We start from the raw sequence: 21,885 nt of genomic DNA on the forward strand, positions 1-21,885 counted from the left end.
GGTTTTTCGATCATAACTATGCCCTTGATGATTTTTTACAGTTTGTCGTCGAAAAAACCCCAGAATTTATTTGAATTCTGGGGTTTTTCTGCTTTTAATATTGGTCAATTACTGCAACTGTGTCAGCCGTTAATCCTAGATGTTCACGTAATTGATTAGAAAGAGATTGCCTTGTTTCTTCTTCAACCATAAAATACCATATATCCTTAATTGTTTGGCCTTCCCCTTCTATTTCCATTTTTTCTATATTATTTGCAGCTGACTTATATTTTGCTTGGATGCCAACAATGTCGTCGAAGGTCAAATTTGTTTTTATATTTTCTTCTAGAGCAGTTAAAAGATCTTCATAGTTGGTTAATGTAGAAAATGTAGCTGCTTTTTTTATTATTTTTGATACTACTTCTCGTTGTCTCTCTTGCCTTCCAAAATCTCCCCGAGGGTCTGCTTTTCTCATTCGAGCATACGATAATGCTTCCCTTCCGTCTAGATGCTGCTCGCCAACTTGCAATGTTACTCCATCTAACTCAAATTCATATTGGTTATTAACATCAATACCACCAACAGCATTTACGATTTCTTTAAAGCCGTGCATGTTTACTTCTGTATAGTAGTCAATTGGTATATTTAGAAAATGTTCGACAGTATTAATCGACATTTCAATTCCACCATATGCGTAGGCATGGTTTATTTTATCTAACCAATTATTTTTAGGGTTTTCTTGATCAATTAACATTGTTCGAGTGTCCCGTGGAATACTTAGTATTTTAGTAGTTTTAAGGTCAGGATTAATTGTAATTACTAACATTGAATCCGTACGTCCTGCGTCACCATCACGTTCATCAACACCAACTAGAAGAATTGAAAGTGGATCTTTCCGGTGGAATTCTATTTCTTCTTCTCTCTTTTCTGACACTTCTCTTGAGATAGGTTGGTGCATTTTTTGAACAGCACTTGCTACATCACTATACATGTTGTATGCATAAATACCGCCACCGACTGCAAAGAGTAAAAAAATAGAAAGTAAAAATCTTAAGAATATTGATTTTTTCTTCCTTTTTCGAGTATTTTTTCCTAATCGTGTATTCATATAAATTCCCTTCTATTATGAAGTTAGACATTAATGAGTATAAATAAGCATTCATGTAAAGTATTATAATATTGATTATTTATTTTTTCAATTAGTTTATTCGGGAAATCATGACCAATAAGTGCATATTACGACAAGTTATGATAAAATAAATTCTTGTTGGAAATAAAGTGCCCTTATTGTTAATAAATGTATTTGGTTTAATATATAGATGCCAAAGTAGAATAGAAAGTGTGAGTGAATTATTTGTCTAACTCCAGAGTTGCCATAAGCATTGTAACCTACAACAGTAAATATATATTTGATGTCTTAGAAAAGTTAAAGAAAGAATTTTGCGCTGATGAAAGATTTCGTTTTGTTATACTCGATAATAATTCTAATAATGATTACAAAGAACATTTAGAAAAATACCAGGACTTTGCAGATATAATCTTCCACGATAAAAATGAAGGTTTTGGATTTGGTCATAATTACAATTTACTTTCAGCAACAGAAGACTACTTTTTAGTATTTAATCCAGATATTATTTTAGAAAAAGAAAATTTAATAGCCATGATTGATCATTTGGAAAAAGATAAGACCATTAGTTTAATTGTCCCTAAAGTTTTAAATGCGGATGGATCAACACAGCATTTAATTAGGAATCGTGTAACAGTTTTTGATTATGCATTACGGTTTATTCCTTTTACTTTTGTGAAGGAGTTGTTTTCTAAACGTCTTGAATCGTATGAGTGCAGAAATCTTCCAGATAATCAGCTTGTTGATATAAGAATTGGTTCTGGGTGTTTTATGTTGATTAGAGGGTCAGAATTTAAACTTGTAAATGGTTTTGATGAACGGTATTTTATGTACTTCGAAGATTACGATTTGTGTTTAGAACTTAAAAAGCGTGGTAAGAGGATTGTATATAGTCCTTTTTCAAGTGTTATTCATTATTATGAAAGAGGTGCACATAAGAACTCGAATTTATTTAAAATTTTCTTAATATCTATGGTTAAATTCTTTAATAAGTGGGGATGGAAATTATTTTAAGATTTTGAAATAGATGAATGGAGGCTTAACTATGGAAGAGCTTTTGATAAATGATGTTATTAAAACGATAAAAAAGTATTTCTGGGTGATTTTATTGTTTGCTATTTTGGGTGGTGTTTTTGGGAGAATCATGACTGAAGATGCACCTCCACCTACTTATGAAGCCACCTCTTTATTTCTAATTGAGCCAAAAGCTGAAGACATGAATGGTGTTTTTAAACAACCTGTAGATAGCGGCAGATTTTTTAACACTGCTCAAACGATAGTCAATACACCTGTCATGCTTGATCCGACTATAAAAGAACTGAACCTTGAGATGACCATTAAAGATCTATCAGAAAAAGTCAGTGTTTCGAATGAAAATAACTCTAATTTAATGAGGATTACAGTAAGTGATAACAATGCAGAACAAGCTACTGATATAGTAAATAAAATTGTACAAGTGTATAACCAAGAAATTTATAACTATTTAGATGTCGAAAAGGTGGTGACTATAGAGAAAGCACAAAGTGGTGGAGAAAATCAAATTCTTCATGCAAGGCCTAAAGCGAATATGTTAATGGGGGTTCTCATTGGACTAGTCATGGGAACATTTGCTGCATTCATTCTCTTCCGTCGGGCAAAGACTACTAGATAATTGGTAGAGGGAGATATGCCAACTTTCTAACTTGTTTATTATATGATGTTGACTGATAAGGAAGGAGGAATCGCAAGATTGATAAATCCGTATTTTATATATATATCGTCATTTCTAGCAGTGTTGGCGGCTTATTCTTTTAAATGGTCAAAGTTATTTCCAGATATAGGTATTCCGTTGATTGTCTTTTTTTTGGGTTCCATGATTATTGCTTTTTTTATTGGAAGAACATTTTTAAAACGAAATATTATTACCTTTAATAAACTTCAATTTACACATAAAGTAGAGTGGATAACTTATCTCATCCTGTGTGGTTATTTTATCGAGTTCCTTTATCATGGTGGTAATTTCCCTCTTTTAGCAATTTTCACAAAGATTCCGCTGAGTTATCATGAATTTGGAATCCCAACCTTTCATGTATTGCTGGTTACATTTAACTCATTCTTTTCAGTCTATTTATTTCAAATGATCTTATCTGAAACAAAAAATACAAGAAATCTTTTTATCTTTTTTATACTAACTCTTGTTCCTTCTTTGTTAATAATGAACAGGGGCATGCTTGTTATGATACTAATAAGTTGTTTGTTCGTTTATTTAATTAAATATCAACGGCAAATTACATTAAATAAAGTATCCGGATTATTAGCACTAGGGTTTTTAGGGCTTTATCTTTTTGGGATTGTAGGTAATGTAAGGGTAAATAACACTTACCAAACAAATACCTCACTATTAGATAATAATCTTTTTATGCAAATTGGCGGTGCTACAGAGGGATTTAAAGACTCATTAATTCCAAAAGAATATTTTTGGGGATATATTTACCTCGCCTCTCCTTTAGCTAACTTGCAAGAAACCATTAATAAATATGAGCACGAAGAAGACATAAACACATTGGCTACATTTACCTTTGTGATTACTCAAACCATACCTGATTTTATTAGTAAAAGAGTAGTTTCGCTCTATGAACTCGAGGTACCAAGTGGGAAACAAATAACACCGGAATTAAATGTTTCAACAGCATTCTCTCAGCCATTTGTAATACTCGGATGGTTTGGAATCAGTCTATTTACAATATTCATCTTTATTTTTGCTTTCTTCTATATTTTAATTTTGAAAAGATTAAATAGTGAATATTTTGTTATAGGTGTTGCGATCATGAATACAATGTTTTTATTTAATACCTTTTCGAATATGTTTTCATTTACGGGGTTAAGTTTTCAATTAGTTTATCCATTATTATTCACCCTTTTTAGTCCCAAAAGGATTTAGTCAATACCTTTGTTTTTTTGGTAAGGCTAAAATCAAAATAAGAAAGGGTTTCGGTTAATGATATCTGTATGTATGGCAACTTATAATGGTGAAGATTTTGTTATTAGGCAACTTGAATCGGTTATAAAACAGCTTAGTGTTGATGATCAAATTGTAGTAGTAGATGATAATTCAACTGATAAAACGGTAGAGTTAATAAAAAAAACATATGGAAGTCGTATTGAAATCTTTATTAATAAACAAAATGCAGGTGCAATAAAAAGCTTCGAAAAGGCGATATCTCTTGCTAAAGGAGATATCCTTTTCCTATGTGACCAGGATGATATTTGGGAAGAAAATAAAGTCGCATTAGTTATGAATGCCTTTGACGAGCAAAACGCTATGTTGGTGGTTCATGACGCTGTTGTAGTTGATGGGAAATTGGATGTAATAAATCCTTCTTGGAATAATTACAACAGTAACAACATAAATCAAGGGATACTTGGGAATATTTTAAAAAACGCATATACAGGTGCACTTATGGCATTCAAAAAGGAAGTGGTGTCTGACTTCTTACCTTTCCCTCCTACAATTGAAATGCACGATCAGTGGATTGCACTCGTATGTATGCAAAAAAAGAAAAAGATAGTATTTATTGATAGACCGCTTGTAAAATATGTTCGTCATGGTGGAAATGTCACTGGTATCAAAAAACGTTCCTTATCAGCACAATTAAAAGGCAGGCTTCTTACAACATTGGCTTTATTAAGTTACAAACGTTAATTATTCATTACACTTATATTTGCAATTGTCTTTATGGGACAACGTTCTATATAATGAGGAAGGATGATTTAAGGGTTATTCTAAAATAATAGTAATGAGGAGATGGTTTCTTTCATGAAAGGTATTATTCTTGCAGGAGGCAGCGGAACAAGACTATATCCGTTAACTAAGGTAGTGTCAAAACAGCTTTTACCGGTTTATGACAAACCAATGATTTATTATCCGCTATCTGTTTTAATGTTAGCTGGAATTAAGGATATTTTGATCATTTCAACACCTGAGGATACCGAGAGATTTGAACAAATCTTAGGTGATGGGTCGGATTTAGGAATGAACTTTACATATAAAATTCAGCCGGATCCAGGCGGATTAGCACAGGCCTTCATTTTAGGAGACGAGTTTATCGGTGATGATAATGTAGCACTTGTACTTGGAGACAACATTTTTTATGGACATGGATTAACAGAACTTCTAAAAAGAGCTGCGTCCCGTGAAACAGGAGCGACAGTTTTCGGATACTACGTTAATGATCCGGAACGGTTTGGGGTAGTAGAATTTGATGGAAACGGCAAGGCGGTATCTATTGAAGAAAAGCCTGAAGTTCCAAAGTCAAATTATGCTGTAACAGGTCTTTATTTTTATGATAATCGAGTTGTTAAAATTGCGAAAAGTATTTCCCCTTCACCTCGTGGTGAATTAGAAATTACTGATATAAACAAAGCATACCTAGAAATGGATGAACTTAATGTTGAGCTTCTAGGACGCGGGTATGCATGGTTAGATACTGGTACCCATGCGTCGCTCTTAGAAGCATCACAATTTATTGAAACAGTAGAAAAGAGACAATCCTTAAAGATTGCCTGTCTTGAGGAAATTGCCTATAAAATGGGATATATTACAAAGGAGAAGCTGGTAGAGCTAGCTGAACCGCTAAAGAAAAACCAATATGGTCAATATTTATTGAAAATTGCTAGTCAAGAAGTCAAATGATGGTGAGGGTAAAGTATGAATGTTATTGAAACGAAACTTAAGGGTGTGAAAATCCTGGAGCCGAAGGTTTTTGGTGACCATCGGGGATATTTTATGGAAAGCTATAATAAGGAATTATTTGATTCGTTAGGCTTGAATTATGACTTTATACAAGATAATCAATCTCTTTCTTCACCAGTAGGAACATTACGAGGGCTGCATTTTCAATTGAACCCAAAGGCGCAGACAAAGCTCGTCCGTTGTGTGACTGGTGCAATTTATGATGTAGCAGTTGATATCCGTCAAGGTTCCCCTACATACGGTCAATGGGTTGGTGTGATCTTGAGCGAGCACAATAAGCGACAGCTGTTAGTGCCAAAAGGATTCGCCCATGGTTTTTGCACACTGGTACCTGATACAACTGTTGCATACAAAGTTGATGAGTATTATTCACCAGAACATGATGGGGGAATTCTCTGGAATGATCCAGAGTTAGGAATTGATTGGCCTGCAGCAAACCCGATTCTTTCTGAAAAAGATGCAAAACAACCAAGCTTAAGTGAAGCAACTCACCTTAATTTTGTGTTTGAAAAATAGGAGGCAATGCAAATATGAAAGTACTAGTTACAGGCGGAGCAGGTTTTATTGGCAGTAACTTTGTCCGCTATATGGTAAATAAATACCCACAATACCAAATTGTTAACCTTGATTTGTTAACGTATGCTGGAAACCTTGAAAACCTTAAGGATATAGAAAATGCTTCAAATTATAAATTCGCACGCGGTGACATCGCGGATCGGGAATTTATTAATAATCTCTTCCAAGAAGAAAAGTTCGATTATGTTACTAACTTTGCTGCAGAGTCTCACGTTGACCGCAGTATTACCGATCCTGGTATCTTTGTTCAAACAAATATCCAAGGAACTTTAGCATTGCTTGATGCGGCAAAGACCTATGGTGTAACAAAATACCTCCAAGTTTCAACAGATGAAGTGTATGGAACATTAGGAGAGACAGGGTTGTTTACAGAGGAAACTCCATTAGCTGCTAACAGTCCCTACAGTGCTAGTAAGGCTGGGGCTGATATGCTAGTCCGTGCTTACAATGAAACATTTGGACTTCCAGTTAACATTACTCGCTGCTCAAACAATTATGGACCCTATCATTTCCCTGAGAAGCTTATTCCTCTAATGATTATAAATGCCTTACATGACAAGGATCTTCCCATCTATGGCGACGGCTTAAATGTTCGGGATTGGCTTCATGTTGAAGACCATTGCCAAGCGATTGACCTTGTTCTTCATAAAGGACGTAATGGTGAGGTATATAACGTTGGCGGCAATAATGAACGCACAAATATTGAAATTGTAAAAACGATCTTAAATCACTTAAACAAGCCGGATTCTTTAATGAAATACGTTAAAGACCGTCCTGGTCATGACCGCCGCTATGCAATTGATGCAACAAAACTACGTACTGAGCTTGGCTGGTCCCCTAAATACAATTTTGATACTGGTATCGAACAAACGATTAACTGGTATTTAAACAATCGCGAATGGTGGGAAAATATTATCTCAGGCGAGTATCAGGAATATGTGAAGTCTCAGTATGGCGACAGATTAGAGGTAGAGTAATGAAGGTAGTGGTAACAGGTGCAGCAGGCCAATTAGGTCAAGATGTACTGAAAGAGCTGGAAAGGAAAAATCATCAGGCTTATGGTGTCGACCGAACACAGCTAGATATAACAAATAAAATAGATGTTGAGTCTTTTATTAACGAAGTCAAGCCCGATGTGATTCTTCACTGTGCAGCCTATACGAATGTGGATGGTGCTGAAGCAGATGAAGAAAATGCATACGAAGTCAATGCAGCCGGTACGGAATACCTGGCCAAAGCAGCCAAACAGACGGGCGCTAAAATGCTTTATGTAAGTACAGATTATGTATTTGATGGGACGGCTACAGACCCGTATGAAGTGGATGAACCTACAAAACCCTTAGGTGCGTATGGTCGGACGAAGCTTGCTGGGGAACAGCTTTTGCAAGAGCATTTAGAACAATTCTTTATTGTGCGCACAGCCTGGGTTTTTGGAATACATGGCAATAATTTTGTTAAAACGATGGTCCGCCTTGGTGGAGAACGTGGTGAAGTTGGAGTTGTCCACGACCAAGTGGGTTCTCCTACCTATACTGTTGACTTAGCTCGCTTCATGGTCGAGTTAATGGAAACGGACAAATATGGTATCTATCATGCAACAAACAGCGGGGTTTGCTCTTGGTATGATTTTGCAGTTGAAATCTTTAAGCAGACAGGTATGGATGTAAAAGTAAATCCATTAACAACTGAACAATTTCCACGTCCGGCTGCTCGACCGGAATACTCGGTGTTAAGCAAGAGGAAAATAGAGGAGCAGGGTTTAACACCCCTTCGTGATTGGAAAGATGCTTTAACCGCTTATTTAGAGCAGAAATAAATTCATAAACTCATGTTTTATGGGGTTGGCTCAAGAGGGTCAGCCTCATTTTAATACAAAAGCAAAAATACCTAGAAGAAATAATATACATAGTGAAACTTTTCTTGTTATCAATCGTCTAAATTATTGGAACAAACTTCAACAAATTACCTTAAGAGTTGATGAATCTTGTCTAAATTATTAAGAATATTAGTAGTTTGGAATTCGCTTTCATCCCTATTTTGATAGGAAATATTGCTTTATATGGCTATTCACATGGGATTTCAAGGGAAATAATTAATGTAAAGGGTAGTTTATTTATATAATGGACTATGCTATAATCCATTAGGGTATATTTATTAAACTATTAATAAAAAATATTGATACGGAAATTTTGGAGGGGCATATGTTTTATTTAACTCTAGCTATCTGTTTTTTTTCGTCAATACTCCTCACACCATTAGTAAAGAAACTAGCATTCAAAATAGGAGCAACTGATAAACCAAATCAAAGGAAAGTTCATTCACGTATTATGCCTCGCCTTGGAGGATTAGCTATTTTCATAAGTTTTTTAATCGGTATTCTAATTAGTAACCCTTCGGAGGCTCTATATGGAGAATATCACCTGTCGATAGTTATCGGAGGATTAATAATAATTTTAACCGGTATGCTGGATGATGTTAAGGAAATTTCACCAAAGGTAAAACTTGCTGGTCAGTTGGCAGCAGCAGCTGTTGTCGTCATTTACGGTGGTTTAAAGGTGGATTTTATCAACCTTCCATTTGGCGGAATAATAGACTTTGGTTATTTAAGTATTCCGTTAACAATGATTTGGATCATTGGAATTACAAATGCTATTAATTTAATAGATGGTTTAGATGGTTTAGCAGGTGGAGTTTCTACCATTGCACTATTTTCGATTGCTGGTATGTCATTTATAATGGGGAATGACTATGTTACAATTATTGCGTTAATTGTTGCTTTTAGTACGATAGGATTTCTATTCTATAATTTTCATCCTGCAAAAATCTTTATGGGTGATACTGGAGCGTTATTTTTAGGGTATATCATCGGAGTATTATCACTATTAGGATATAAAAACGTAACATTCATTTCGTTAATTATCCCTGTTATTATTCTCGGTGTACCTATTTCTGATACATTCTTTGCAATTATTCGCCGCCTAGTAAATAAACAACCATTATCAGCACCAGATAAATCGCACCTTCATCACTGTTTATTAAGAGCCGGTTTTTCTCATAGTCAAACGGTTATGTTAATTTATGCAATGGCAGTTGTATTCGGTCTTGTTGCATTTATCTTTTCACAAGCAACTATCTGGGGTTCACTTATCGTGATACTAGCTCTTTTAATAACAATTGAATTGTTTGTTGAAAAAATTGGACTTGTACGCGAAGACTATAAACCTCTTTTGAATTTTATGAAGGGGATTAAGCCGGTAAATATCAAAAATCGATAATACTATAATTATATAACCCTAATACAATAGAATGACTTAGTCATTTATGACACAAAATAAAACACCCTATTAGGCTGCCATTCGACCAAACTTTATTGGTGAATGGTAGCCTGTTTTTCTTGTATGTGCTCTCATTAGAAATACTTGAAATAACTATATTTTTCATATGTTTTACTTTACAAAAGGGGGCATCTAGGAGTCTTGAGAATGAAAAGAAAAATAGCTAAAATTCTAATCAGTATTTTATTTATAGGTATTTCAATTTTATCCAATTTAAGTGTCGGACATACAGCAATAAACTCTGAATTAGGAAATTTTGATGAAGGTTCAAAGTTTTATCAAATTTATTATAATGGCGTGGAAGAAGAGATTGTCATTAATGACAATACAACATTAACATTAACTGGCTGGGTGGATGAAGAATCACAAGGGTATGTTAATGGAAGAATTGAAATTGTTACCGATACCTCAATGATTACAAAAGACATTACATTAAATGTTTCCGAAGAGATAAATGAACTTGCTTTATCAGACTTTGAAAGTATGAAATACCAAATTACTAAATCAAATTCATTTGGGGTTGAAATAGTAGATTTGAATACTATGAACAACTTATCTAATGTTGTTGAAAACCAAGAGTTAACAAGCAACACAACTGATAACAACCAAACAGTGACAGTAGAAATTTCGGGAGAAGAATATAAAAAAAGTACAGAAGCAACAGCTGAATTGGGTGCTGATTCCTTAGAGGAAAGCGATGAATCAGTTCAATCGATATCAACATCATCTGTAATGTACTCAACTCATGTTCAAGATTATGGTTGGCAAGACATCGTTGCTAATGGGGCATTGTCCGGGACTAAGGGAGTTGCCAAACGATTAGAAGCAATCAAAATCTCAGGAGTTCCGGGAATTTCTTACAGAACCCATGTTCAAGATTATGGTTGGCAAGACTTTGTTTCGGATGGAAAAATTTCCGGAACCACAGGAGCAGCTAAAAGACTTGAGGCTATTGAAATAAAACTAATCGGCGATTCTGCAAATCAATATGATATCTATTATCGTGTACATTCTCAAGACTTTGGTTGGCTGGGATGGGCGAAAAATGGACAACCTGCAGGTAGTGCAGGTTTAGCTAAACGGTTAGAAGCCATTGAAATTCGTTTAGTTGCAAAAGGTGGACAAGCTCCGGGTTCGGTTAATAACTTTTTTGTTATAGATCCATCTGTCACGTACTCTACCCATATTCAAGATTACGGATGGCAGCAGTTTGTCGAGGATGGAGCCTTAAGTGGAACTAGTGGAAAAGCTAAACGGTTAGAAGCGATAAAAGTACAATTGAAAAATTCTCCCTATCCAGGCAAGATTGTGTATTCAACACATGTACAAGATTATGGATGGTTATCTACAGTGGAAAACGGTAGTGTGTCTGGTACATCTGGAAAAAGTAAACGATTAGAAGCCATAACAATTAACTTAACTGGTGAGATGGCTGACCACTTTGATATTTACTACCGAGTGCATATTCAGGACCACGGTTGGCTTGGATGGGCGAAAAATGGAATGAATGCAGGGTCTCAAAACCAAGCGAAGCGCTTAGAAGCCATTGAAATTAAGTTAGTTCTTAAAGGTCAAGGTGAATTTGTTGATAGAACAAAAGCATTTATACGTACCAGTAATTTGTACCTTCCCAATTCTTTGATCCAGAATAATAAGTTAATTTCCCATGCTATGGGAGAAATTGATGGACATTACTACACGAATAGTTTAGAGGCTTTCCAAAATTCTTATTATAATAAGGGGAGCAGGGTTTTTGAAGTTGATTTTGAATTGACGCTTGATGGTATTCTAGTAGCAAGGCACGACTGGAGATTAATTTATGCTGAACAGTTAATGCAAACTCCGGAAACACTAATCGATAATATGCCTTGGACGTATGATTATTTTATGAAACAAAGTATTAATCAAAAATATACACCATTAGATATAGATGGGATAATTGAGTTACTAATTAATTATCCAGATATCTTTATCGTAACAGATACAAAACATACAGATCCAACTAAAATCATAAAACAGTTTTCACAAATTATTAATTCTGCTAATTACGATCCAGCAATTCTAAAAAGGATAATTCCACAAATTTACAACCAAGAGATGTTAAAAATTGTTAATAGTATCTATAATTTCGAAAATATTATTTATACGTTATATGTATCACCAGATAATAATGAACAGGTTATTACTTTTGTGAAAGATAATATAAATCAAATAAAAGCAGTAACCATGCCCACATCCCGAGTAAATAGAATTTTCGTTGAAAACTTGCATAGTGTAAATGTATTTGTATATACACACCCTATATACAACTTAGTGGAATTGGTGAATTTTTATGAAATGGGTGTAGACGGATTTTATTCTGCTACTATTAGTAAGGAAGAACTGGATAGAAACGATATTAAATAATTTCCTTTTTTCTTTATATTATTCTAGTGAGGAATGCCTTTTATAAGTTCCCTCAGGGCTCCTCTATATTAAATTCAACATTGACTCAACATTCTATTTAGAATAAAACACCCTCTTAAGCTGCCGTTCGACCAAACTCTATTGGTGAATGGCAGCTTAATTTTCTTGTCATGTGCTCGGCATTGTAAATAAGCACAAGAAGGATTTACACTACCCTGATTCGGATGAATAATGACTCCCCTTTGGATTTTTCCCTTGAATTAGTGCTTCGATCCGTATCTCTACTGAAGGAGTCTGCTGATGGTGTAAAGCTTATTCGATTTTTCTTTTTTATTAGGATTTAAGTAGTAAATTACCCTTATAATGATTTTGTTTTGACTTTTATGGACAAAATACTATCAAGGAGGGTCGCAATGATTTTTTTTACCTTGATGGTATGTTTTACTATATCTATCCTTATTACTCCAATCATAAAAAAATTAGCATTAATCATTGGTGCAACAGATAAGCCAAGCCACCGAAAGGTCCATCAGGCAACGATGCCTAGGCTTGGCGGGCTAGCCATCTTTATTAGTTTTATCATTGGAATCTTGCTATTTCAGCCAATAAATCCCGCATCCACTGCGATTTTAATTGGTTGTACGATTATTGTTATTACGGGTATATGTGACGATTTATTTGAGCTTCCAGCAAAATATAAGTTGATTGGACAATTAGCAGCAGCCGCTGTTGTGGTTTTTTTAGGCGATCTTCAAGTGGTGTTTATTAACCTGCCTCTTGGTGGACATCTTGAATTCGGCCTATTAAGTATTCCTTTTACAATTCTTTGGATTGTTGGAATCACCAATGCGATAAATTTAATAGATGGTCTTGACGGGTTAGCAGCAGGGGTATCTTCAATAGCTTTAGTTACAATTTCAGGGATGGCTCTAATTCAGGGTAATCTGTACGTGGTGGCCGTAGGTTCAATCGTTTTAGTAAGCACACTGGGGTTTTTATATCATAACTTCCATCCCGCAAGTATCTTTATGGGGGACACGGGGGCACTCTTTTTGGGGTTTGTTATTTCAGTTCTTTCTTTGCTCGGATATAAGAATGTAACCTTTATATCCTTTATTATCCCAGTAATTATTTTGGGGGTTCCCATTTCTGATACTATTTTCGCCATCCTGCGAAGGTTGATTAATAATCAGCCATTGGGCGCCCCTGATAAGTTTCATTTGCACCATTGCATGCTTAGACTAGGGTATTCGCATCGGCAAACTGTGCTAATTATTTACGCGATGGCAGCTTTTTTTGGATTGGTAGCTGTTATTTATTCTCAGGCCAAGATCGGCGGAGCTATTTTCTTAATTATTGTTCTTATAATACTAATGGAACTAATAGCTGAAAAAGTTGGCTTGATGGGAAAGGATTTTCATCCACTTCTAAAATTCCTCCGCATGTTGCGGTTTACAACCGCAAAAGATAGATGAAAACGCGGCTGTCCCAAATATATTTGGGGTAGCCGCTTTTAAATTCGAATAAAGTCCTCTTCGAGATAAAGGTTGTCGCCTTCCTCAATTACTGACTGACCATTTGTCAGTTCCACCATCCAATCAATAAAGTTATCAACATGGTCCTTATCGACAAACGACTCTATTTCAACAATATCGAGATAGTGAATTTCTTTAATTATAAAGTTAGAAGCCCTCAACTCTTTCTCGATTTTTCCAAGCCACGTATAATCAATTTTGACATGAATCGTCTGGACTAGCCTTCTTTCAACAATTCCGACAGCATCCAAGCCTTCAGAGGTTGACTTGCCGTAAGCTCGAATGAGTCCGCCGGCACCTAGTTTAATTCCTCCGAAATATCGAGTCACGACGACGACAGTATCTTTTAGCTTCCGTTTTTTTAAGACCTCGAGGATAGGAACTCCAGCTGTGCCACTCGGCTCGCCGTCGTCATTGGCTTTTTGTATATGATCATTCTCACCGATAAGATAAGCAGAACAGTTATGCGTAGCATCCCAGTGCTTCTTTTTAATGGTTTGGATGAATTCCTGCGCCTCTGCTTCCGTTTCAGCTCTTGCAATATAAGATATAAAGCGAGATCTTTGAATTGAAATTTCGTGTTCCCCAAATGCTTTGACAGTAAAGTATTGTTTTAACATAAATAATTTCCTCTCTAAATCTAATTTCTTCAGATAAGCTAAATAGTCTAGGCGCGTAAGCTTTTTAGCTGTTAAAATAATATTGGTGTAATATAACTTTAATATGGTAGTAATTATACCGTGTTATAATAAATCGTATATATATGAGTTGCTAGCCGTATTATTAAATAGCTCTTTAATCTCCTTAGCCTCAATTATACTACTACCTTTAAAGGTTGGGAAAATTTCCATATAAGTGTTTCTTTATGGTAAAAAGCGGCAGTTCACGGTAAACTATATATGGTGAAACTTCCCTTGGAGGATACTATGGCAAAGATTCAGAAGATTAATATTAAATCAATAGATGAAATTCGCGAAGTCATGCTTGAAACGGTTATAAGCAGTAAAAGTGATATCTTCAGAATTGGCGAGAAAAGTCGTCAAGACTATGCAAATATGAGGGATGAATTAAACAATATTAAGCAGCTAATGATTAAACTGATCAATGAAGAAGAACGTTTAGAAAAACAAGTGCATGATGCAAGATTAACCTTATCAGAGCTAAGTGTGAATTTTAAGGCTTACTCAGAAGCAGAGGTCCGTGAAGCATATGAAAAGGCACACCAGCTGCAAATGGATCTTTCGATTAACTGGCAATATAAGAAGCAATTATTAGATAAACGAGATGACTTAGAGCGCAGGTTATTGGGCTTAGATGAAACCATTAACCAAGCAGATCAACTCATTTCGCAAATCTCCGTTGTCATGAATTATTTATTAAGCGATTTAAAGCAAATGGGAGAAGAGTATGAGAATGCAAAGGCGAAACAGGACCTCGGACTGAAAATTATTGAAGCCCAGGAAGAAGAACGTAAAAGGCTGTCGCGGGAAATTCACGATGGTCCGGCTCAAATGCTGGCTAATGTCATTATGCGATCAGATTTAATTGAACGAGTGTACAGAGAGCGAGGACCCGAAGAAGCCTTTTCGGAGATAAATAGCTATAAGAAAATGGTTCGTGCCGCTCTATACGAGGTCAGAAGGATCATTTATGATTTAAGACCAATGGCCCTGGATGATTTAGGTTTAGTCCCTACCCTCAGAAAATATTTACGTACAATCGAAGAATATCATAACCATTCTAAAATTGAATTTACGAGTGTTGGGACAGAAGAGCGCTTGCCAACAAAATATGAGGTAGGCTTGTTTAGGATTATTCAGGAATCGGTTCAGAATGCGTTAAAGCATGCAAATGCATGCTCCATAAAGGTTAAGTTAGAGATGCTAAAATCGGCTATTTTCGTCAGCATAACTGATAACGGTGCTGGATTTAACGCGATAAACACGAAACCGGAGTCCTTTGGAATCATAGGGATGAGGGAGAGGGCCGATCTTCTTCACGGAGAAATTACAATTGAATCAAAAATCGGCAAAGGAACTAGCGTAACGATTCGAGTTCCACTACCGTCGTAAAATACAAACAAAACAAGAAGGACAAGGGGCGAAAAAAATGACAACAAAAATAGCAATTATCGATGATCATCAGCTATTCAGAGAAGGGGTAAAAAGAATCCTGGAGTTTGAAAAAACCTTTCAAGTCGTTGCAGAGGGTGATGATGGAGGCGATGCACTTTCAATCGTGAATGCCTACAATCCTGATGTTATTATTATGGATATTAATATGCCTCACGTAAATGGAATTGAAGCAACCCGTGAATTAATAGAAAAACATTCAGATACCAAGATAATTATTTTATCCATTCATGATGATGAAAACTACGTGACCCATGCTCTTCAAACGGGAGCAAGCGGGTATCTATTAAAAGAAATGGATGCAGACGCGCTAATCGATGCTGTCAAAGTTGTGGCAGATGGTGGATGTTACTTACATCCTAAGGTGACTCATAATCTTGTGAATGAGTATCGTAAACTAGCTGCAGGGCAATCAGGCACCGGTTATGTCCAATCTGTAGAACTCAGGCGTCCGCTTCATCTTCTTACACGCCGTGAATGCGAAGTACTACAAATGCTTGCTGATGGAAAAAGTAATCGTGGTATTGGGGAAGCCCTGTTCATAAGCGAAAAGACAGTTAAAAACCATGTAAGTAACATACTTCAAAAAATGAATGTAAACGATCGTACCCAGGCAGTTGTCGTTGCGATAAAGAATGGTTGGGTTGAAGTACGGTAATATCGGGCACACTCACCTTTGAGTGTGCTCTTTTTATGGACCATAAAATAATGCAAATTCAATTGTTTTCCTATAAAATAAATAACAGACAAAAATGTACATATAAAAAAGGATGGTCTTTCAATAATGAAAACGGCAGTTGTAACCGATAGCACAGCATACATCTCTAAAGATATACTAGAAAAGTTTAATATTCATATGGTCCCATTAAATGTAATCTTTGGAACGGAGGTTTACAGGGAAGAAATCGATATTACTGCAAGCAAGTTTTATCAAGAGGTTAAGGAAAGAGACCTGCCCACCACCTCCATGCCGCCCGTGGGCCTGTTTGTCGAGCTATTTGAACAACTAGCTAGGGAATATGAATCAGTTATTTGCGTCCACCTTTCTAGCGGCATTAGTGGAACCTACTCAGGCGCGGTGACAGCCAGTACAATGGTTGACGGAATTAAGGTTTATCCTTTTGATTCCGAGGTCAGTTGCATGCCGCAAGGATTCTATGCACTAGAAGCGGCCAAAATGGCTTTGAAGGGCGAAGATGCAGACACCATCATGTCACGACTTGATAAGTTAAAAATATCAGCTAGGGCCTACTTTATGGTCGATGACTTATCACACCTGCAGCGGGGAGGACGTCTTTCAAGTGCTCAAGCCTTTATCGGCAGTTTGCTCCAAGTAAAGCCACTGCTCCATTTCGAAGACAAGGTTATTGTTCCTTTTGAAAAAATTCGTACAAAGAAAAAGGCATTAAAGCGAATTGCAGACTTATTGGGTGAGAATGTATCAAGTGGAGAGAGATTTCAAGCTGTTGTCATCCATGCAAATCGTGAACAAGAAGCCTCAGAATGGATGAAGGAACTTGAGCCCTTATATCCAAATGTCGAATTCTCCCTCAGCTATTTCGGGGCGGTAATCGGATCTCACCTTGGTGAAGGTGCAATGGGAATGGGCTGGATGAAAAAAAGTTAAAAGCCCCATGCGAACTGAGTTATGGGGCAGGTTTGGCACTGTCCAAGAGAATAATCTTGTTACATGGCTAGTTGAAGGCTGCCTCTGCCACCATTCTCTGTTCTCGTGCGGTAGAAGCTGGCAGGGCACCATTAAAGGTTTTTGTTCCTAATTTCTCATCTCTTTAAAATTACGGCCCATTGAGGTGGGGTAAACAAGGTATCATATTTCATATTCTTTAAAAGACCTGCCATTTGATAGCGTTCCGTAGCAAGATACTGGGGGCGATATAAGGTTGTATCTCTATAATAAAATAATGGGTCAATGACATACATCATAACGGACTATACAAGTCGTCCACTTTTCTAGTGAGCCAACAAGTCATTATTGAAGAATTAACAAGAATAAAGTTTTATTTAAAGGAATTTTATCATATATTGTTGAAATACTCATGTGGATACACTAAAAAGGAGGTGCTTTGTGCGCTTCGAAAGGATAAATGATAAGTTAATCCCCAGTCTGTGTAAAACTAACTCTAGGCCTATCTCACAGTTCTCCAAAATCCCACAGTTCACGCTTAATCTAAAATACCCCATGAATGTAAACCTTCAACATCTGCTTACTGGTAAACAATTATTAATGGATGATCTTCCTTACACACTGCCAGAAATACAATCCCATTATGAGAATGGTTATATTACCTACCGAAAAGGAATTGATTACCTTACAAACCACAAACCTATTTGTGTTCGCTGTGGGAATCAAGAACAACACTGGTTTGGAAGGTTCCCTTGTTCAAGGTGTGATGAAACCTGCCATTATTGTCGTAAATGTTTAATGATGGGGAGATTGAGTGAATGTACACCGTTAATTGGCTGGAAGGGACCAGTACCTGATTGGACTATACCAGAAAAAACTCTAGAATGGCAGGGTACATTATCTGCAGGGCAACAAGAAGCTTCAAATCGATTGAAAGAAGCCATCCAGAGTCATCAAGAATTGTTAGTATGGGCCGTGTGCGGAGCAGGAAAAACAGAGGTGCTTTTTGCCGGAATCGCAGCAGCACTTGCTGCCCTGAAAAGGGTTTGTATTGCTACACCACGTACGGATGTTGTACTAGAACTAACCCCAAGAATAAAGGCAGCATTCCCCCACACCCCGGTTGCCTCACTTTACGGCGGCAGTGAAGACCGTCACCGCTATGCACCAATAACGATTGCAACCACTCACCAGCTCCTCCGTTTCTATCAAGCTTTCGATACGATGATCTTAGACGAAGTGGATGCATTTCCCTACACTGTAGAAGAATCGCTACAGTACGCAGTTAGTCAAGCACGAAAGCCAAAATCCTCAATGATTTATCTAACCGCAACTCCTAATGAAAAATGGCAGAATGAATGCTTGTCTGGTAAAAGAGCTTACGTGACTATCCCTGCAAGATTCCATCGCTTTCCGCTTCCAGTACCTGAGTATGTTTGGTGTGGTAATTGGCAGAAGCTGTTAAAAAAAAATAACCTTCCTTCAAACGTCCTCCAATGGGCAAGCATCCGTCTCAGAAATGGTAAGCAGGCCTTGCTGTTTTTCCCACATATAGTGCAAATGGATAAAGCATTAGCTATTCTTCGCCGGCTTTCCCCAAAAATCGAAGCGGTACATGCGGAAGATCCATGGCGAAAAGAAAAAGTTCAAAAAATGCGAGATGAGCAAATTCCATTACTGCTAACAACGACCATTTTGGAACGTGGTGTAACCTTTCCAAATATTGATGTAGCTGTAATCGGGGCCGAGGATGACGTTTTTACAGAAAGTGCCCTTGTACAGATTGCTGGCAGAGCAGGACGCAGCCGTAAATTTCCAAATGGAGCTGTGACGTTTTTTCATTATGGAAAAACAAAAGAAATGGTAAAAGCAAAAAATCAAATCGAATACATGAATCGAGAAGGTAGATTGAAAGGATTAATTGATGGCTAGGTGGTGAAAGGGTTGTCCCTATTTAATCAAGCATATTGTTTGGTCTGTCATGAACCCCTTCGTCCTTTGATTGGCTGGAAATCGCTATTTTCTGAGGAAAGAGAACAGCATTTATGTTTAGTGTGTGACCAAAAGCTTGTCAGGCTAGAAGGAGAAAAATGCCGAATCTGCTGCCGGTCATTTCAGTATTTAGATGATAAGTACCGCCGGGATGATTTGTGTCATGATTGTGTTCGGTGGGAAGAGGACAATGAGTGGCAGGGGTACTTGGATAAGAATCACTCCCTCTATCTTTACAATGATTTTCTTAAAGAGACCATGGCAAGGTTTAAATTTCGAGGTGACTATGTACTGATCAAAGTGTTTGCAGAACAAATTAAACAACTAGCTGCTAAAATAAATCCAACTAGTCATGTTCCGATCCCCTTAAGTGATGTTCGCCTTTATGAGAGGGGGTTTAATCAGGCTGAGGCATTAATATCTGAGGTCTTCAAGAAGGATTATTTGTTATCGCGGCTCCATTCAGAAAAACAGTCGAAAAAGTCCCGAACAGAAAGGATACATTTACCACAGGTATTTCAGCTTGAAATAATCCATAATCTTAAAGGAGCAAAAATCCTGTTGTACGATGATGTCTATACAACAGGATCAACATTGAGGCATGCGGCCAAGCTCTTGAAAGAAGCCGGGGCTGCGAGTGTGGAATCCATTACGATAGCACGATAATAGTAATCAAAAGCATTATTGTTAGAATTTCATGTTTAATGCTTTTTGTGCCATTGCAATATCATTGCCTAATAATTGACCTAGGTCATAAGATGGATATAACCCTTTTTTGTACATGTAGTTATAGATTCGTTCCTGGCCTTTGATCGCACCAGTTTGCTGCTTAACTAACACTGCTCTTAAGGCTGGAGTGGAAGTCTCTGTAATGGCAATACCAAGATTACGGATCATTGTTTTCATTAGTGATAACAAATCACCGGCATAAAAGCCGATATCTTCACGAACTTCATCGTAGTCTCGTGCTTGATAACCTGGAGCAGATGGATAAAATTTAAGTAACTCCCGAAGATTTCCTTCTAAATCGTTAATTGTTTTTCGGTAGATTTCCTTGAGTTCCTGGTCTGGTAAATTTTTAAAAGCCATTTTAAGTTTCATTAAACTGTTTGATTGAAAGGCAACCAACTCATGCAATTCTAGAGTTTCGTGCCAGGCAAGTGTTTTTCTATCTTGAATTTCCATTTTGTGTCCTCCAATTCAAAATTTCATCCCTGTAAGTCTATTCAAAACGCTTTTAAGTGGTATTTTGTCCCTATTAGTAATAGACTGTAATTGAAGGAGTCTTCATCATGAAGGCGATTTCAATATTACCTGCTTAATACTATTTTCCCTATGTTTTTGTCGATAAATCGACAAAATTATTATCGTGATTTAGCAGGATATTCATAGGGTAAAATAGAAATGTATCTACATAGGAATATAAAGGAGGAGTCCACTAATGAATTATAACGTTCGTGGTGAAAACATTGAGGTAACTCCAGCAATTAGAGAATACGTTGAGAAGAAAATTTCTAAATTGGAACGCTATTTTACAGAAGCACCAAAGGCAAAGGTAAATGTGAATTTAAGATTCAATCAAGATAAAACATCAAAGGTAGAGGTAACGATCCCAATGCCTCACCTCGTACTTCGAGCTGAAGAAACAAATACTGATATGTATGCAGGAATTGACTTAATTACAGATAAGCTTGAGCGTCAAATTCGCAAGCATAAAACAAAAGTAAACCGGAAATTCCGTGAAAAAGGTGATTTACCAAATACATTTGCAACTTCCGAAACACCAGAAATTGTTGATGTAGATGAAGATGATCTTGAACTAGTCCGTACAAAGCGCTTCGACCTTAAACCAATGGATAGCGAAGAAGCGATTCTGCAAATGAACCTGCTTGGCCACAGCTTCTATGTATTTACAAATGCTGAATCTAATCGTACAAATGTTGTATACAAGCGGAAAGATGGCCGCTACGGCTTGATTGAAGCTCAATAATCATTTTTTTAAAACGCAGCCCCTAATATGTGGCTGCGTTTTTTATTACTTTTTATGGTACAAACAAATATCAAATTAAGTATCCCATCTTAAAGTTAGAAAATGGGAAATGGTATTTTTACAAAGGAGGAGTTAGACAAACAGGCTGGATCCTTGACTCGAACAAGTGGTACTTCTTAGACAAAAATGGTGTCATGCAAACAGGTTGGATTTAAAACGCCATTGGAAGGCGTTTTTTTGTTAGCTCGTTATAAAAGCCGCCTGCTATTTCAATATACTAATTTTCAAATATTCTATATAATATGAATAATAGAAAGAGGTGTTAAATACAAATCACTGCATGATCCAGAAACAGGGTGTTTTAATGGGAGGAACTGAATCTCGAACAGATTGTTCCATTGCCGCTTGGTAACATTAAGGTATATAAGGAGGCTATA

Annotated in this window: 21 protein-coding genes; 18 read left to right on the top strand and 3 right to left on the bottom strand. The window is 36.6% G+C overall.

Going from position 1 to position 21,885, the window contains the following annotated elements; all coding sequences use genetic code 11:
* Positions 1–94: 94 nt before the first annotated feature.
* On the bottom strand, positions 95–1,087 hold the full coding sequence (locus tag BTR25_RS14990) for an LCP family glycopolymer transferase (protein WP_075688861.1): 993 nt from the start codon (positions 1,085–1,087) through the stop codon (positions 95–97).
* Between the two features lie 246 nt (positions 1,088–1,333).
* Between BTR25_RS14990 and BTR25_RS14995 the strand changes: the two genes are divergently transcribed.
* The 11 genes from BTR25_RS14995 to BTR25_RS15045 all read left to right on the top strand — a co-directional run bounded on the left by BTR25_RS14995 (position 1,334) and on the right by BTR25_RS15045 (position 13,629).
* Positions 1,334–2,119 carry a glycosyltransferase family 2 protein gene (locus tag BTR25_RS14995; RefSeq protein ID WP_075688862.1) on the top strand — a complete coding sequence of 262 codons (786 nt, stop codon included), beginning with the start codon at positions 1,334–1,336 and terminating at the stop codon, positions 2,117–2,119.
* A 31-nt stretch (positions 2,120–2,150) separates the two neighbouring features.
* The gene (locus BTR25_RS15000) at positions 2,151–2,756 is read left to right on the top strand and encodes a YveK family protein (protein WP_075688863.1); all 606 of its coding nucleotides are present in this window, start codon (positions 2,151–2,153) and stop codon (positions 2,754–2,756) included.
* A 78-nt stretch (positions 2,757–2,834) separates the two neighbouring features.
* A complete protein-coding gene (locus BTR25_RS15005; protein WP_075688864.1) occupies positions 2,835–4,025 on the top strand; it encodes an oligosaccharide repeat unit polymerase in 1,191 nt (396 codons plus the stop codon).
* Positions 4,026–4,082: 57 nt separating this feature from the next.
* Positions 4,083–4,787, top strand: a complete 705-nt coding sequence (locus BTR25_RS15010) for a glycosyltransferase (protein WP_075688865.1) — start codon at positions 4,083–4,085, stop codon at positions 4,785–4,787.
* Between the two features lie 114 nt (positions 4,788–4,901).
* Positions 4,902–5,777: a glucose-1-phosphate thymidylyltransferase RfbA gene (gene rfbA, locus BTR25_RS15015; RefSeq protein ID WP_075688866.1), complete on the top strand. Its 876-nt coding sequence runs from the start codon at positions 4,902–4,904 to the stop codon at positions 5,775–5,777.
* Positions 5,778–5,792: 15 nt separating this feature from the next.
* Complete coding sequence (gene rfbC, locus BTR25_RS15020; protein WP_075688867.1) at positions 5,793–6,353, top strand: dTDP-4-dehydrorhamnose 3,5-epimerase; 561 nt, start codon at positions 5,793–5,795, stop codon at positions 6,351–6,353.
* 14 nt (positions 6,354–6,367) lie between these two features.
* Positions 6,368–7,390: a dTDP-glucose 4,6-dehydratase gene (rfbB, locus tag BTR25_RS15025; protein WP_075688868.1), complete on the top strand. Its 1,023-nt coding sequence runs from the start codon at positions 6,368–6,370 to the stop codon at positions 7,388–7,390.
* Positions 7,390–8,229, top strand: a complete 840-nt coding sequence (gene rfbD / locus BTR25_RS15030; RefSeq protein WP_075688869.1) for a dTDP-4-dehydrorhamnose reductase — start codon at positions 7,390–7,392, stop codon at positions 8,227–8,229. The genes rfbB and rfbD overlap by 1 nt, the downstream gene beginning before the upstream one ends.
* Before the next feature lie 385 nt (positions 8,230–8,614).
* Positions 8,615–9,688, top strand: coding sequence for a glycosyltransferase family 4 protein (locus tag BTR25_RS15035; protein ID WP_075688870.1), 1,074 nt, complete (start codon positions 8,615–8,617; stop codon positions 9,686–9,688).
* A gap of 207 nt (positions 9,689–9,895) precedes the next feature.
* Complete coding sequence (locus BTR25_RS15040) at positions 9,896–12,154, top strand: hypothetical protein (protein ID WP_075688871.1); 2,259 nt, start codon at positions 9,896–9,898, stop codon at positions 12,152–12,154.
* 413 nt (positions 12,155–12,567) lie between these two features.
* On the top strand, positions 12,568–13,629 hold the full coding sequence (locus tag BTR25_RS15045) for an MraY family glycosyltransferase (protein WP_075688872.1): 1,062 nt from the start codon (positions 12,568–12,570) through the stop codon (positions 13,627–13,629).
* Positions 13,630–13,667: 38 nt separating this feature from the next.
* On the opposite strand, the gene BTR25_RS15050 is transcribed toward BTR25_RS15045, so the two are convergent.
* Positions 13,668–14,309 carry a YigZ family protein gene (locus BTR25_RS15050; RefSeq protein WP_075688873.1) on the bottom strand — a complete coding sequence of 214 codons (642 nt, stop codon included), beginning with the start codon at positions 14,307–14,309 and terminating at the stop codon, positions 13,668–13,670.
* A gap of 306 nt (positions 14,310–14,615) precedes the next feature.
* Between BTR25_RS15050 and BTR25_RS15055 the strand changes: the two genes are divergently transcribed.
* The 5 genes from BTR25_RS15055 (at position 14,616) to BTR25_RS15075 (ending at position 20,124) form a co-directional block, all read left to right on the top strand.
* A complete protein-coding gene (locus tag BTR25_RS15055; RefSeq protein ID WP_075688874.1) occupies positions 14,616–15,761 on the top strand; it encodes a sensor histidine kinase in 1,146 nt (381 codons plus the stop codon).
* Between the two features lie 37 nt (positions 15,762–15,798).
* On the top strand, positions 15,799–16,479 hold the full coding sequence (locus BTR25_RS15060; RefSeq protein ID WP_075688875.1) for a response regulator: 681 nt from the start codon (positions 15,799–15,801) through the stop codon (positions 16,477–16,479).
* Positions 16,480–16,605: 126 nt separating this feature from the next.
* Complete coding sequence (locus BTR25_RS15065) at positions 16,606–17,448, top strand: DegV family protein (protein WP_075688876.1); 843 nt, start codon at positions 16,606–16,608, stop codon at positions 17,446–17,448.
* A gap of 459 nt (positions 17,449–17,907) precedes the next feature.
* Entirely contained in the window at positions 17,908–19,398 is a 1,491-nt protein-coding gene (locus BTR25_RS15070; RefSeq protein ID WP_075688877.1) for an ATP-dependent helicase ComFA, read from the top strand.
* 3 nt (positions 19,399–19,401) lie between these two features.
* Complete coding sequence (locus BTR25_RS15075; RefSeq protein WP_368482997.1) at positions 19,402–20,124, top strand: ComF family protein; 723 nt, start codon at positions 19,402–19,404, stop codon at positions 20,122–20,124.
* A 21-nt stretch (positions 20,125–20,145) separates the two neighbouring features.
* On the opposite strand, the gene BTR25_RS15080 is transcribed toward BTR25_RS15075, so the two are convergent.
* A complete protein-coding gene (locus BTR25_RS15080) occupies positions 20,146–20,643 on the bottom strand; it encodes a spore coat protein (protein WP_075688879.1) in 498 nt (165 codons plus the stop codon).
* Positions 20,644–20,899: 256 nt separating this feature from the next.
* Between BTR25_RS15080 and hpf the strand changes: the two genes are divergently transcribed.
* Both hpf and BTR25_RS15090 read left to right on the top strand, forming a co-directional pair.
* Positions 20,900–21,448 carry a ribosome hibernation-promoting factor, HPF/YfiA family gene (gene hpf / locus BTR25_RS15085; protein WP_075688880.1) on the top strand — a complete coding sequence of 183 codons (549 nt, stop codon included), beginning with the start codon at positions 20,900–20,902 and terminating at the stop codon, positions 21,446–21,448.
* 29 nt (positions 21,449–21,477) lie between these two features.
* The gene (locus BTR25_RS15090; RefSeq protein ID WP_075688881.1) at positions 21,478–21,663 is read left to right on the top strand and encodes a hypothetical protein; all 186 of its coding nucleotides are present in this window, start codon (positions 21,478–21,480) and stop codon (positions 21,661–21,663) included.
* Positions 21,664–21,885 lie beyond the last annotated feature (222 nt).

The sequence above is a fragment of the Bacillus sp. MRMR6 genome (genome assembly GCF_001940785.1).
GTDB lineage: Bacteria > Bacillota > Bacilli > Bacillales > Cytobacillaceae > Neobacillus.